Origin of the sequence: Asticcacaulis solisilvae (assembly GCF_017875235.1) — a bacterium.
Classification (GTDB): Bacteria; Pseudomonadota; Alphaproteobacteria; order Caulobacterales; family Caulobacteraceae; genus Asticcacaulis; species Asticcacaulis solisilvae_A.
Genome location: NZ_JAGGMI010000019.1, coordinates 1 through 14,230, shown reverse-complemented (window position 1 = coordinate 14,230; position 14,230 = coordinate 1). Strand labels below are relative to the sequence as shown.

Here is a 14,230-nt window from a genome sequence, read left to right as displayed (position 1 = left end):
CAAGCCTCCGGTGGCATAAAACCGGCTGCTGAAATTTTATTCTTTAAAAACATTTTATTAGCGACGCCCACTTCATTCCTGTCGCGAAGTTAGACCAATTTCACATATTGAGACATATTTGCGACATCGACGCAAAACCACCCGCACCTCCCCTTGCGCCCCCAGGGCAAATTCGGGAATTCTGGCCGTATCATTCAGTAATTGAACGGTTTTTGAGCGCGCTGAACGCTGCGGGCTCTTGCAGCGTCTGGCATTGGTCTGATGGAAAATTTCGCGCCTCTTGGAAACATAGTCATCGTAGGTGGCGGAACAGCGGGCTGGATGACCGCTGCATTGCTCGCGAAACTTACGCAGAACAAACTCGGCAAGATTCATCTTATCGAATCAGAGGCGATCGGCACGATCGGAGTCGGAGAAGCCACGATTCCGCCGATCCTGGACTTTAACCGGCTGCTTGAGATCAACGATGCGGACTTCCTCCGTGAGACGCGCGCCACGTTCAAGCTCGGGATCGAGTTCCGCGACTGGAAGCGCCTTGGCGAAAGCTACATGCATCCGTTTGGAACGGTCGGCGCCGGCGTTGGGCGGGCGGCGTTTCACCACAGCTACATTCGGGCCCGCATGGCGGGCGACCCTACGCCATTTGAAGCCTATTCCCTGGCCTCGGTGGCCGGAAGGCAGGCACGTTTCGCGCCACCTCCCGCCGGTGACCGCGGCGTTCATTCAACGATCGGCTATGCGTTTCATTTCGACGCCGGCCTGTACGCGGCCTTTCTGCGCCGCTACGCGGAAGCGCGGGGCGTCACACGCCACGAGGGCCGAATCATTCATGTCGCACAACGTCCGGAGGACGGCTTCATTTCCTCCGTGACGACGGAGAACGGTCTGACGCTCGAGGGCGATCTGTTTATGGACTGCACGGGCATGCAGGCCCTGCTTATGGAAAAGACCCTGCAGACAGGCTTCGAAGACTGGAGCGCCTGGCTGCCGGCCAGCCGCGCGTGGGCGGTCCCGAGCGCGAATGCCGGCCCCTTGCTGCCCTATACCCGCTCCACGGCCCACGGCGCGGGCTGGCAGTGGCGCATTCCGCTGCAACACCGCATCGGGAACGGAATTGTCTTCTCGCATGACTTTATCGAAGAAACGAAGGCCTGCGATATCCTGATGTCGCATCTCGACAGCAAGGCGCTGATGGATCCCCGACTGATCAGGTTTCGCACAGGCAGATCGAAAGCATTCTGGAACAAGAACGTCGTGGCGATCGGCCTTTCCGGCGGGTTCATGGAGCCGCTGGAATCGACGTCTATCCACCTTATTCATTCAAGTCTGATCAAGCTCATGGACCTGTTTCCCGACGCGGATTTCAATCCGCTGCTGGCAAAACAATACAACACCGCGGTCGGGCTGGATTTCGAAACAATCCGGGACTTCCTGATCCTGCATTACAAGGTGACCGAGCGGACGGATTCCGAGTTCTGGAACTACTGCCGCAACATGTCCATCCCCGCCTCTCTCCAATACAAGATCGATCAGTTTGTTGAAAACGGGCGTGTGGTCATGTCACGCGGTGACCTCTTCCAGCTTCCAAGCTGGCTCTCGGTCATGCTCGGTCAGGGCCTGATCCCAAAACGCTATGATCCGCTCGCCAAACTCGTCGAGTCGCGAACGCTGACGGAAACCCTGGCGACGATGCGAGAAACCATTGCAAGCCATGCCGGACGCTTGCCTTTACATTCCCAGTTCCTCCGTCAGATCGGTATGGAGTTGTCCGGGGAGGACCAGGCGTGATCGCGCCTCCCGTTATCGAAGGCGCTGAGCCGCACGGGAGAGGAACGATAATTCTATAATTTTGCAAAATGGAATTGACGTTTTTCCAGTTTGCTTTCATCCTCGAGAAACTGAAGCGCTGGGCGGCAAAGGTTCTTCCGGCCCGTTCCGTATGCCCGAAACAGAAAAGCACCGGAGGAAGCTGTGGCCCGGCCGCTTGAGTTGCGTTCAGCGATTGCTCATTGCCGGATAATGCCCGGCTTTTGTTCGTTGTCAGCGTCCATATGACGGAGGCTCGAAATGCCTGATACCGCGCTAACGGATCCTTCAGAGTCTAACCCAATTCCCCAAAAAATCTCGCTTATGGAGGCGCTTGGGCCGCTGGATACCGGCAGCAAACGGCCAGCCTACCTGATGCTCAAGACGGCGTTTCGACAGGCAATTCGCAAAAAGCTGCTTGAGCCCAATGCGACGCTTCCGCCGGAAAGAGACCTGGCGAAACTGCTGAACCTGTCACGGATGACCATCCGCAGGGCGATGGAAGGCCTGGTAGAAGAAGGTCTGCTTCTGCGCCGGCGAGGCTCCGGGACATTCGTGGCCAACCGCGCGGAGAAAAACTTTTCGAAACTCACGTCATTTACGGAAGACATGATATCGCGCGGCCGAAAGCCCAAGTCGGAGTGGCTGGAAAAAACCCGTTCCGTCGCGTCGACGGACGAGTTGCTCATTCTGGGCCTTTCGCCGGGGTCCCATGTCTATCGCCTGTCAAGGCTTCGCTTCGCGGACGGCAAGGTCATTGCGCTTGAATACACGATTGTCCCTGCCAACTGCCTGCCCTCTCTCGAAGTGATAGAGGGGTCACTTTACCGGGCGCTTGAACAGGTTGGAAACCGGCCGGTCAGGGCTTTGCAGAGGTTGCGCGCCGTGCTGTTCACACCCGAACAGGCCGAAAAATTGCGAGTCAGAACGGGGGATGCTGGCCTGATGATCGAACGCCGGAGTTCTTCGGCCAATGGCCGTTGCTGCGAATACTCAAAATCGTGGTATCGAAGCGACGCCTACGACGTAGTCGCAGAGTTGAATGACGCCGCTTAAAGCCGGGCATCAGATACTCACAAGGCATATTCATAAGCGACGCGTCACTCGAGCAAGGATTGGCTTGGCGAAACCCCGCCTTCAGCCTGACGACGAATTTCAGGCCCAGTGGATCTGCGGCGCCGAGATAATAGTCGCTGCTGATGATTTGCGCGCCTGAGGCGATGGCGGCTTCAAGACGGCCCAGATCATGCGCCCGCGCCTCGCGCGTGTCGGCATCGGCGCGCGTGCGCACAAGAAAGCCTGATTGGACCAACCGGCGGATACGCGCGTCTTCCGCCCGCGAATCCTGGATGTTGAACACCGCCGCTTCGGGGCGCAGCGTCATCGTAGAAAACGGGCTCCGGGTAGTCCCACCCTGCCCCGTCCGCGAATAAAGAGTGCTCTCTGCGGCAATAACTCTACGAAGACATAAGTTTAGTCGCTATCTTTTCGTACTCTGCCTGAGCATTGAACTCACAATGCAAATCAAATTCTTGTACCGCGTTTAAGAATTCAGACGGAGGAAGATATTGATGCTCCGTTATGTAATGAATTATCATCGAAGGAGACGCGTAAAAACCTCCATGACCGTCAGGAATCCAAATTTCCGTTGAACCAATGCGGAGCTCAGAATTGTCAAAATCATCGGCCTCGCAAAGGTTGCAAGGATGAATGCCCCGAATGGGATTAACGTGAATATTCACCTTTTCATTCCCAACCATTGCTGATCGCAATTTTTCAAAAGTGTTGATCGGGACTACGCCGATGGCAAATGGATGGTTGTTATCAAGCCAGCCGACGGCTTTCACGCTTGGAAAAGGACGCGTTGAATAATAATTATATGCGGCTAGTTCTGGAAAAAACATGTTAATACCTCTTGACCACAGTGCATGCTGCCCAGCTTACGCAACCCAAATTTGGTTCAAGTATCGTCGACAGAGGTGTACTCCCCCCAACTGTCGTTGAATTCCTATAAATAGTAAGTCCGTTGGGCGCTCGCAAAGTGTAATCTGGAATTGTACTGCCCGGCAAATATGTTGTCATGCCTTCAATGTCGTTGGCAATACGGGGATTCCGCTGCGCGGCGGCGGCTAAACCTTCCCAATCACCTCGCTCCATGAACTGACCAGTCTCATCTAGGATGCTTATACCCTCTCTTGGCAAGGTGATGGCAGTACCTTCAGGGACAACGAAATCTCCGGAACCGAGTCTGTATTCACCATGTCCGGCTATAGCACGCCCCGAGCCTCCGTCCAGCACTGTCCTAGCATATGGTAACCCTTCCGATCCTCCTAACGCCCTTTCCGCAACAACAACCTCCCTGGCGATGAGGCGTTCCGTGGTGCCTCCCACCTTCGAGAGGGTGCTCAGCTTACTTAACTTGGTGGCGGGAAGAGCCATCGATCCCACCTCGAAAGCGGCACTGCCGCTGACATTGCCGAGCCTTTTGGCAAAGGCCTCCGGGCCCTGTGCCGCCGTGGCCTTCCAGCCGTCAATGTAGTTGTCGGCAAGCCTTCCGCCGTCCGCTATGGGATTGGCTTTACCTGTGATGGTATCCCCGGCATAGTTGAGGCCGTCGGCAACCAGACCTCTCATCGGCTCGACGATTGTTCCGGCGTTTGGAAGCCCAGGCGCAATGTTCACGCCCAATTTGCTTGCGCCGTAATTGGCCCAGGCGATCGGATTGCCGTTATAGGCCAAGCTGCCAATGCCTTCGACCGCCCCCCCAAGCGCTTGAACCGCACCGATCTTGAACTCGGCATTGTAGGTTCCGATGCTGCGGCTAAGCGTCGCTAGCCCCTTATGGCCGCCACGGTCAAGCTGCTGTGCGCTCCAATGGAAAAATTGCGTTTCCGGAGCACGGTACGCGGCATTTCTGAGCATATCCGCCGCGCTCGACTTGATGTTGCTGTACGTCGTCGATATCCACGACCTGGTCTTGTCCCACCAAGACCGCTTCTGGCCGGTGATGGTGACAACATCAGTTTCCGCACCTGAGCCACCGCCTGGTCTCGAAACACTGAAGTTCGACGCAGTGTTCGTAGTCGTGGGTTGCCACCCTGGTTTGCCGTCAGTGATGCCAAGGAAATTACCTATGGCGCCCACGACATTCTTGGCCCCGCTCCAAAGGTGGCTCCAGAACCCCCGGCGTCCTGTGCCCCCCATAAGCCAATTATCTCCAGCCCCTCCGCTGATTACGTCTGAGGAATAACTTGCGTGGGTTGAGCCGGCATAGCCTTGTTCCCTCGCAAGCCTGTCAAAGAGAGAGTCATAGTCAGAATGACCAGCTTTCTTCGCCGAACTCAAAACCGCATCACTGATCATGCCGCCGATGGTGCTTCCAATGGCGTCCGGCAGGGCGTCCCTTACGCTCTTGCCGAAGCTGTCGCCGGTCAGGATGCTGCGGGTCGCCGCGCCGGCCAGCAACGAGGCCGTGCCCGTCAACGCGGCCGTACCTAGCTTGTTACCCCTGGCCAAGTCCGACGCTATCCCGCTGAAGCCATAGGTGACCCCGCCCGCCACACCGGCCACGGCAAGGCTTGTCCAGTCGAAGCTCTTCTGCACGCCGAACGCCATATTGGCGCCCTGACGAATTATGCTGCTGCCCACGCTACGCGCCGCGGAGTGTAACGACCCTGTCAACTCCTTGAAATCATAGCCCTTGGCGTTCTTGATCCAGCCAAGTTCGGCCTCGAAGTGCGCGCCTATGGCGGCGGCGGCCACTTCCGCCCAGTTGAACTTCTTCTGGTTGCCGACCGCAATGCGGAAGCCCTGCTTGACGATGTTGCCTGCGGCAGCACCTGCCTGCGGTCCGGCGATCGGTGTCACGACCGCCTGGACCACGATTGAGATGATCGTCGCGATGATATCGCCGATAACGCCACAGCCGCCGCCCCGCTTGGGCGCAGGCGGCTGGGGCTCGGGCGGCCGGGTGGGCGTGGTATTGCCCATGGCGTCGGACGCATTGTACGGCTTGAACAAGCCAGACGCGTTATGCATGTTGGCGATCTTGCCCGGGATTGTCAGGCTCTGCCCTGCCGCAAGCATGCTGTTGCCGCTCAGGCCATTGGCTTCAGCGAGCATGAACCACAGCGAAGCATCGCCCCAGACATTCTGCGCCACCGATTGCAGCGTATCGCCAGCCATCACAGTGTAGGTGCTGCCCGATTGCGCGACCGATGTCGTGTTCAGCGCCTGGTAGTTATGGAATGTACCGCCGACCCCGGTTACCGGCGTCGCCGTATAGGCTGACGTGCTGGGATAGGTTGCGTTATTGCGGTTGGTTGCCAGTTGTTGCGCATAGTCCGTTTGGCTGGCCAGCAGATCATTGCCGACGTCGCCGACGACGTGGCCTTCCAGATAGAAGAAGTTGCGGTACGCGCCCTTATTGCCGCTGTTGGTTTCCTTGCGCGACAGGACCTGGCCGAAGCTGTCGGTCTGATAGGTCACAACACGGCTGACGCCGGCGTCGTTGACCTGGCTAAGATTGCCGTTGGCGTCGTAGCTATAGGTCGCTGTGCCCGAAGTTGGACCCGAGACAGAAGAGGTCGACGATTTTGCCTGGTTCCACCAGACATAGCTGTTACTGCTATTGATCGTCTTGACCAGCGACCCGTTCTGGTACTGCTTATTAACCGAACTCATCACGACGCCCTGTTCGACCCCGCCGGACAGGTAGTTGTTGGTTATCTCATTGGTATAGTTGGTACCATTGTCGTTGTAGGTCTGGGTCGTTTCGAAAGTGACCCGGCTGTCGGCGTCGTAGGTCGCCGACCGCGTCGACAGGACCGTTGCGCCGTTTGCCTTGTACTCGGTATAGGAGGTCAGGCGGCCCAGCACGTCGGTCACGCGCGCTGCCCCCAGCACTCCGCCAGTCAGAACCGTCTTGAGATAGCCATCGGCCGTGTAGGCATAGGTTTCGACATGGCCGTCGGAACCGTGGGTCGCGCTCATCCGGTCGCCACGGTTTCCCCTATTCCGTCCGTCCTCCTATTCCCGTTTTGGTTACCGAGCTCTCTGCGGCAACAGAGAAGCCCTTATTTAAACTTGGCTATCTCATTACGCGCAAGATACCATCGTATGGACTCTGTCTGATAGCCCAATTCAAACACTTGGCTCATACGCTTCCGGCAGCCGATTTCGTTGTCTGTTATGCGTTGCAGTGTGCCGTCGTGGAAAAGCGCAATACCGAGTTCGCTCTTCACTAGACGACTTGTTACTGTGGCCCGAAGAGCGGCGGCCAGCGTCCGCTCGTTGGTAACTCCCTCCAGAACATCCTCAAAGCTCACCTCTCCTAATACCTGCTTTACAGTAAGGACGGGATAGCGAAATTGCGTCGGTCGTTTGTCATATTTGATGTTAAGTTTACGTAGATAATCGAGCGCATATTCGTAATTGTCTACGTCACCTGTTGTTGCGCTCATATAATGCAAAATGAGTCCGAAGGTAGCTCCGCCGGCCTGATCGGGAGCCATATTGATTGATCGATCAAGAATACTGGCGCACAGCTCTCGTGTGAGTGCTATCGCACGAGCACGATCATCAAGACACCAGTAAGCACAACTAAGTTGGAGTTGCTGTCCGGGGCTGTCCGGATTTTTCGCCTTCTGATAATTATGAACATGCTCCAGAAAAGGAAGCGCTGCCACAAAGTCGCCCACCTCACAATAAGACTTTGCCAAACCGTCAACCCACGCAATATCGTCAGGTTCATTCGTTAGTTTACAGCGAAAAGCATCAATCGCTTCGCTGAAACGGCCTTCCATGAAGTAATCAAGTGCTTCCATTAGAAATTAAATCCATCCCTGATATTGCCATTCGCATCGTAGGTAACCGGGCGAACTGATCTGGGATCGTAATCCCATTTTCTGATCTGCCTATTCATAGTACTCAATCCAGATTCGGAATTAGGCTTAATTTCTATATGTTCGAAACCGAGTTTTTTGGCGTAGATCGGGTCAATCGACATGTCCACGCCTCTTAATCCCGGCCCGGTTCGATCGATAATCGATCCTAAAGGCACACCGCGAGATGTTAGCTCGTCCGTCAACATCCGACTAGCGGGTGCGTGCGCCTCATCACCGAAGAGTGTCGTGCCAAATTTAAGGTTTGCGGATGGGGTATATGACCCGATCAAGCGAGGACCTGTCGTCTCTGCCACCACAACCTCCCTGGCGACGAGGCGTTCGGCGGTGCCTCCCATCTTCGAGAGGGTGCTCAGCTTACTTAACTTGGTGGCGGGAAGAGCCATCGATCCCACCTCGAAAGCGGCACTGCCGCTGACGTTACCGAGCCTTTTGGCAAAAGCCTCCGGACCTTGAGCCGCCGTGGCCTTCCAGCCGTCAATGTAGTTGCCGGCAAGCCTTCCGCTGTCCGCTATGGGGTTGGCCTTACCCGTGAAGGTATCGCCGGCATAGTTGAGGCCGTCGGCAACCAGACCTCTCATCGGCTTGACGATTGTTCCGGCGTTTGGAAGCCCAGGCGCAATGTTCACGCCTAATTTGCTTGCGTCGTAATTGGCGTCGATATTGCCGTTGACGTCGTAGGTGTTGGTCGACTTGCCCGGCAGCCGTTCGGCCGAGTTGGTCTTGACGGTGATCACCGACGTCTTGGCCTGGCCCCACCAGACAAAGCTGTAGTCGGTGTCGATCGTCGTCGTCGTCGAAGACCCGCTCTGGCTCTGGACCTTGCGCGTGTGCGTCAGAGCCCCCTGGTCCGCCCCGTATAGGTCGAACCGCTGGGCAGCCTGTAGTCGTTGGTGATCTGGCTGGTATAGGTGACCGTGACATAGGTGATGTCGGTCTGCGCTGTCACGCGATTGTCGCCGTCATAGGTCATCGACCGCGTCGACAGAACCGTCGTGCCGTCTAATTGGTATTCGGTGTAGGCGCTCACCCGGCTCAATAGGTCGATCGTGCGTGCCGCCCCCAGCGCGCCGCGGTGGTGATGGGAATGTAAGTGGGGAATGTCACTCCTGTCCCCTATTCTGCCTACTACTCCCCGGGCCTCTATATCGATTTCTCAAAATGAGAAAAGCCCTGGCGATATATTAAGCTCTTTCGGAACTATGTTGTACTTGATCGGCAACAAATGTTCAACATTTTCCTCCAAAAAAGACGCGAGACGCTCCAGTTCAGCCCGCGAATAAACAGAAGCAAATTTGTTAAATGTAAACCTCTGATCGCCCTTCAAGACCTCTATAGCAAAGACATCTTCGGTTCCCATAGTATAGACAATAAATCCTTGCAATTGATTACCTAAAGCCGTGAGAAACCGCGAACGAATTAATAATGAGTCAGCATTTGCTAACGCCTCTTCGGTAAGAGGTATCGGCACCAGCGAGTCCTCGCTTTCGTGAAAATCCGATGACCATACCCACACGTCTCCGAGTTCCAAATGCTTTTCTCGAAATTCGGCATCTTTAATTTTCACCATATACCCCATTCTCACGAAGAACCGTACGCGCAGCTGAACGATCTCCGGCTTTAACAACAACAATGTTTTTGCCATCATTGACCGGGCGAAATTTCTTCAGAAATTCTGCTCTTACCGATGGGTCTGACATATCCAACGTCTTAACCGGAATATTGTCAAGCTGAGCAGCATTGAAGGCTACCAAGCGTCGGTTGTCTAAGGACCATAATTTACCGTCATGTTCCACTAGGCGGATTGCGGGAAAATCATCTGCCGACACTGCGCCGTTACGTAGTTGCGCAACGGCATCGTTAATAGTTCCGCCGTCGCTGAAATTAGGGCTGACAGTGTCCTGTGTAAATCGAATATCCCGCGGGTTCATTCGTGCAGCCGAACTCCCCGGATCAAGAATGGACAGTACTGATTTGCCTTTCACCAAAACAACGGCAAGACCACCGCCCAATACTGTATTGGCGACAACACCTGAGACATTCCCTGATACATCGCCAAATGCTTGCGGGCCGATTGAGACGGGACGGTTACCTATATCAAATCCGATTTCCCAGCCTTTGTCCGTAGCAAGCTGAGTAACAAATTGGTCGGTTGAATTTTGTACATACTCAATGGCTTGCCCCGAAAGCCTATCAAAGGTAGCCCCGCCTGCCTTTTGGGCAATCTCAAATGCGATGCCTTTTACTGGTCCCCCGGTTAAGGTTATCTTGGCTGCCTCATATGCAAAATTTGCCAAGTCAGGGTTTTCCAAAGCAAGCTGAGTCGCTCCGGCCAGCAGGTGCCCCCCGCCAGCGAAACTATTCTGAATAATTTCGGACCCGTTCGGTCCGACCTTGTATTTCCCCGTAACAACAATGTCGCCATTGTGAGCAGTCGAACCTGTACTTGTTTCGTCAACGACCTCATTGTCCCATGGCTTAAAACGTAAGCTGTCCCGTTCGGGGTCGACTAAACTCGCCTCGGGAGACTGGTTTAGGTAATGGGCGTTATGGTTCACTACCCTTATCCCGCGTCTTGTCGCCTCCTCGAAAGATATACCGACTGTAGCCTTATCAGACAGCGATAAACCCAATGTCGTGTGCTCGTTTCTGAGTATCTGCTGAATTTGGTCTTCTGACGCTCCTTGTCGCCTTAGATTTTTTACATATTCAATAGAAGTCTTGTTTTCATTCGCATCCGCCGGAAGTCCCGCACGTTCCAGCGATCTCGTCGCCTTGCCGGTCTCCATCGCACTGACAACAGCATCACTGACCATATTTCCGATGGTGGTTCCAAGCGCATCGGGCAGGGCTGCTTTAAGGCTCTTGCCGAAGCTGTCATGGGTCAGAAGCGTGCGGGTCGCGGCCCCTGCCAGCAAGGAAGCGGTGCCTGTTATCGCGGCGGCACCCCACTTGTTACCCTCTCCTGCCCATTTCGACGCCGTGCCGCTGAAGCTATAGCTGACGCCGCCCGCCACACCGGCGACCGCAAGTCCCACCCAATCGAACTTCTTCTGCACCCCGAACGCCATATTGGCGCCCTGATGGATCAGACTGCTGCCCACGGCCCGCGCGGCGGAGTGCAGGGCGCTGGTCGTTTCGACGAAGTCCTTCGCCCCCTTGGCATTCTTGATCCAGCCGAGCTGGCCTTCGATATGACCGCCAATGGCGGCGGCGGCCACTTCTGCCCAGTTGAACTTCTTCTGGTTGCCGACCGCGATCCGGACAGCCTGCTTGGCGACATTGCCCGCCGCAGCCCCGGCCTGCGGTCCGGCGATCGGTGTCACGACCGCCTGGACCACGATCGAAATGATCGTCGCGATGATATCGCCGATAACGCCACAGCCGCCGCCCCGCTTGGGCGCAGGCGGCTGGGGCTCCGGCGGCCGGGTCGGCGTCGTATTCCCCAGGGCTTCCGTCGCGTTATACGGTTTGAACACACCCGAAGCATTGTGCATGTTGGCGATCTTGCCCGGGATGATCAGGCTTTGGCCCGCCACCAGCTGACTGCCGGCGCTCAAGCCATTGGCCTCGGCCAGCATGAACCACAGCGAAGCGTCGCCCCAGACATTCTGCGCCACCGATTGCAGCGTATCGCCGGCCATGACCGTGTAGCCCGAGCCCGACTGCGACACCGTCGTTGCATTCAGCGCCTGGTAAACCTGGAAATTACCTCCCGACGGGCCCACATAGGGCGACGTTGTGGAGTTATTCGCGTTGGTGCGGTTGGTCGTCAGTTGCTGCGAATAGTCCAGTTGGTTGGCCACTCCGTCGCTGCCGACATCGCCGACGACATTGCCTTCCAGGTAGAAGAAGTTGCGCCAGATGCCCTTAACACCGTTGTCCGTTTGCTTGCGCGACAGGACCTGGCCGAAGCTGTCCGTCTGATAGGTCACGACGCGGTTGACACCGGCATCGGTGACCTGGCTCAGATTGCCGTTGGCATCATAGCTATAGGTCGCATTGCCCGAGGTCGGGCCCGATACGGAAGACGTCGCCGACTTTGCCTGGTTCCACCAGACATAGCTGTTGGTGGTGTTAATTGTCGTGGTCAACGACCCGTTCTGGTACTGCCTGTTGACCGAACTCATCAGGACGCCCTGATCGACACCGCCCGACAGATAACTGTTGGTGATCTCATTGGTGAAGGTGGTGCCGCTGTCGTTGTAGGTCAGGGTCGTTTCGGACGCGATCCGGTTGTCGGCGTCATAGCTTATCGACCGCGTCGACAGGACCGACGAACCGTTCGACTTGTACTCGGTATAGGAGGTCAGCCGCCCCAGCAGGTCCGTCGTGCGCGCGGCGCCCAGCACACCGCCGGTCAGGACCGTCGTCAGATAGCCATCAGCGGTATAGTTGTAGGTCTCGACGTGGCCGTCAGAGCCATGCGTCGCGCTCATCCGGTCACCGCGGGCGTTATAGGTGATGTCTATGCCCGTCCCGCCCTTAACGATCGTCCCGCCCGATATCGTACCCTTAACCAGGGTGAAGCGGTCCATGCTGTCGTATTTGTACCAGTAGTCCTGGACTTTGGTCGGATTGCTCGCGCTGTTGCCGGGCTGGTAGGTGATCGCCCCCAGCCGGTCGAGGTCGATATAGGTCGTCAGGACCCGGCGGCGGTTGCCGTTGGCGTCGTAAGCAAACTTGACGTTGGCATTGGCATCACGGATCTCCGTGACGCGGTTAAGCGCGTCGTAGATAATATAGGAATTTTGATACGTCCCGACTGCACCCGTGCGCGAATAGCCTTCGATGATCCGGTTGCCGTTGCGGTCATAGCCGAACACCGACTTGATGCCGGTGGCTGTGTCCGTCACGCTGCCCAACTGGCCGCTGGACGTGTAGGTATAGGTCAGGGACTGCCCCGCCGAACTGGTCTGCTGCGTCAGCTGGCCAGCCTTGTCGTAGGTGTAGGTATAGTTGTGGTCGCCGAAATCCTTGCTGGTGACGACCTTGCCGAAATAGTCGGTCGTGGTCGTCGCCGTCTTGCCGGCGAGATTGGTCGTCGTCTGCGTCCACGAACCGATACCGCTCTGGCCGGCGACCACCTTGCCTGTCGCGGTCCTCGCGTTCCAGGTGAAATTGTAATTTGTCGTCTGGCCGCCGAAGGTGACCGATTTGGTGACACGGCCCAGAAAATCGTAATCGGTTGTCTCGGCGCCGCCCAGGACATTGTTGGTGTGCCGGATACGCTGGCCAAATCCGTCATAGACATAGGTATCGATGAGCCGCGAGCCATCCGTCCGCGCCGCGTGTTTGCTTTCGATCAGCCGGTTGTTCTTGTCGTAGGTGTTGGCTGTCACCGCACCGATGGCGTCCGTCACGGTCAGCGCGTTGCCAAAAATGTCGTAGGTCGTGATGACGCTGCCGCCATCGGGATTGTACTGCGTCGTTACAAGCCCGGCCGTGCCGCCATAGCCCGTTCCCGCCAGCAGCACCTGCGTCATCAGGTTGCCGTTGGCATCCCTATGCCCGATCTGGCGTCCGGACTTGTCGTAGTAATATTCATCAACCGGGTTTATCTGGCTGGCGACGTCATTTTCAGAGACGGACGTGACCTGTGCGCCCGTCCGCTTGATCAGGTTGCCAAACGCATTGTAGGTGAAGGTTGTTGTATTGCCACGCGCATCGGTCTGGCTGACGACCTCGCCGAAAGCGTTGAAAGCCTGGAAGCTGTCGCTATGGACAATTACGACCGGATTATCGGTCATCGCCACGAAGCTTGTCACTGTCGGAGTCTTGTTGCCGTCAAAAGCAACCGTTCCCGTCTTGGCGTCGACAACTGCGCCGTTTGAATCTATCGCCTGATATTTGACTTCCCAGCTGGTGTTAGCGGCGGCATTGAAAGGTGGCCTCGTCAAATCGACGGAGAAGCCGCCGACGACCGGCACACCAAACAGATCGTAGGTCTGTGACGCTGTCACGGCTGTATAGCCACCGGAAGAGCCGGCCGGACGCACATAGGCCGTTAACGTCGTCGCATTGGGAACGGCGAACTTCAGCGCCTTGCCCACGGGTTTGACGTTTGCAAGTACAGGCTGTCCGCCCGGAGCTTGTATCGGGTACAAATGCTCGGCCAGGGCGACAGAGTTCTGAATGACCTCCGCCTTTATCGAGTATGTTTTCTGACCGCTACCGCCGCCACCTTGTCCGGGTGGGGGCGCATTCGCCACAGTAAACGAGTAGGATGCAAATTGCGTCGCGCCAGCCGAAAACGGACCAAATAATGGCTGGGCGACTCCGTCTATGGAAACTCTTAAATAAAGAGGGCCCGCACCACTATAATTTGTCAGATTGGGGGAACTGATTTTTACGGTAACCACACCTGTGGTCGTATTTGCCTGCGTTCCCGCCCCATAGCTGGTGTCGAACTGGATGTAGTCCGTAGTATCGACGACGACATTGCCGCCGCTGGCGACGGTGCCGTCGAGATTGACGCTGACGGGCCGTCTGACGTCGATCAGTTCGTTGCGTTTGTTATA

General features: G+C 56.4%; 9 protein-coding genes and 1 pseudogene. 2 read left to right on the top strand and 8 right to left on the bottom strand.

The window, feature by feature from the left end; genetic code table 11:
• Positions 1-321 precede the first annotated feature (321 nt).
• Together J2X24_RS20830 and J2X24_RS20825 are read left to right on the top strand one after the other, a co-directional pair.
• Positions 322-1,788, top strand: a complete 1,467-nt coding sequence (locus tag J2X24_RS20830; RefSeq protein WP_245345005.1) for a tryptophan halogenase family protein — start codon at positions 322-324, stop codon at positions 1,786-1,788.
• A 279-nt stretch (positions 1,789-2,067) separates the two neighbouring features.
• Complete coding sequence (locus J2X24_RS20825; RefSeq protein ID WP_245345004.1) at positions 2,068-2,862, top strand: GntR family transcriptional regulator; 795 nt, start codon at positions 2,068-2,070, stop codon at positions 2,860-2,862.
• Positions 2,863-2,947: 85 nt separating this feature from the next.
• Here the strand turns inward: J2X24_RS20825 and J2X24_RS20820 are convergent.
• The 8 genes and pseudogenes from J2X24_RS20820 to J2X24_RS20785 all read right to left on the bottom strand — a co-directional run.
• Positions 2,948-3,190 (bottom strand): annotated as a pseudogene (locus J2X24_RS20820) (Ca2+-dependent phosphoinositide-specific phospholipase C); the annotation flags it as partial.
• 73 nt (positions 3,191-3,263) lie between these two features.
• Positions 3,264-3,710 carry a DUF7919 family protein gene (locus tag J2X24_RS20815; protein WP_209725742.1) on the bottom strand — a complete coding sequence of 149 codons (447 nt, stop codon included), beginning with the start codon at positions 3,708-3,710 and terminating at the stop codon, positions 3,264-3,266.
• A 1-nt stretch (position 3,711) separates the two neighbouring features.
• Positions 3,712-6,798, bottom strand: a complete 3,087-nt coding sequence (locus tag J2X24_RS20810; protein ID WP_209725740.1) for a putative adhesin — start codon at positions 6,796-6,798, stop codon at positions 3,712-3,714.
• Positions 6,799-6,881: 83 nt separating this feature from the next.
• Entirely contained in the window at positions 6,882-7,631 is a 750-nt protein-coding gene (locus J2X24_RS20805) for a tetratricopeptide repeat protein (RefSeq protein WP_209725738.1), read from the bottom strand.
• On the bottom strand, positions 7,631-8,446 hold the full coding sequence (locus J2X24_RS20800; protein ID WP_209725736.1) for a hypothetical protein: 816 nt from the start codon (positions 8,444-8,446) through the stop codon (positions 7,631-7,633). The genes J2X24_RS20805 and J2X24_RS20800 overlap by 1 nt, the downstream gene beginning before the upstream one ends.
• Before the next feature lie 98 nt (positions 8,447-8,544).
• Positions 8,545-8,739, bottom strand: a complete 195-nt coding sequence (locus tag J2X24_RS20795; RefSeq protein ID WP_209725734.1) for a hypothetical protein — start codon at positions 8,737-8,739, stop codon at positions 8,545-8,547.
• Positions 8,740-8,865: 126 nt separating this feature from the next.
• Positions 8,866-9,279, bottom strand: a complete 414-nt coding sequence (locus J2X24_RS20790; RefSeq protein ID WP_209725732.1) for a hypothetical protein — start codon at positions 9,277-9,279, stop codon at positions 8,866-8,868.
• On the bottom strand, positions 9,266-13,762 hold the full coding sequence (locus tag J2X24_RS20785; protein WP_209725729.1) for a LysM peptidoglycan-binding domain-containing protein: 4,497 nt from the start codon (positions 13,760-13,762) through the stop codon (positions 9,266-9,268). Before J2X24_RS20785 ends, J2X24_RS20790 begins: the two co-directional genes overlap by 14 nt.
• Positions 13,763-14,230 lie beyond the last annotated feature (468 nt).

What these genes read in the sequence shown, in the direction of transcription:
- J2X24_RS20815 (WP_209725742.1), bottom strand. Translation starts at nt 3,710, where the DNA reads ATGTTTTTTCCAGAACTAGCCGCATATAATTATTATTCAACGCGTCCT.
- J2X24_RS20805 (WP_209725738.1), bottom strand. Translation starts at nt 7,631, where the DNA reads ATGGAAGCACTTGATTACTTCATGGAAGGCCGTTTCAGCGAAGCGATT.
- J2X24_RS20790 (WP_209725732.1), bottom strand. Translation starts at nt 9,279, where the DNA reads ATGGTGAAAATTAAAGATGCCGAATTTCGAGAAAAGCATTTGGAACTC.
- J2X24_RS20810 (WP_209725740.1), bottom strand. Translation starts at nt 6,798, where the DNA reads ATGAGCGCGACCCACGGTTCCGACGGCCATGTCGAAACCTATGCCTAC.
- J2X24_RS20825 (WP_245345004.1), top strand. Translation starts at nt 2,068, where the DNA reads ATGCCTGATACCGCGCTAACGGATCCTTCAGAGTCTAACCCAATTCCC.
- J2X24_RS20830 (WP_245345005.1), top strand. Translation starts at nt 322, where the DNA reads ATGACCGCTGCATTGCTCGCGAAACTTACGCAGAACAAACTCGGCAAG.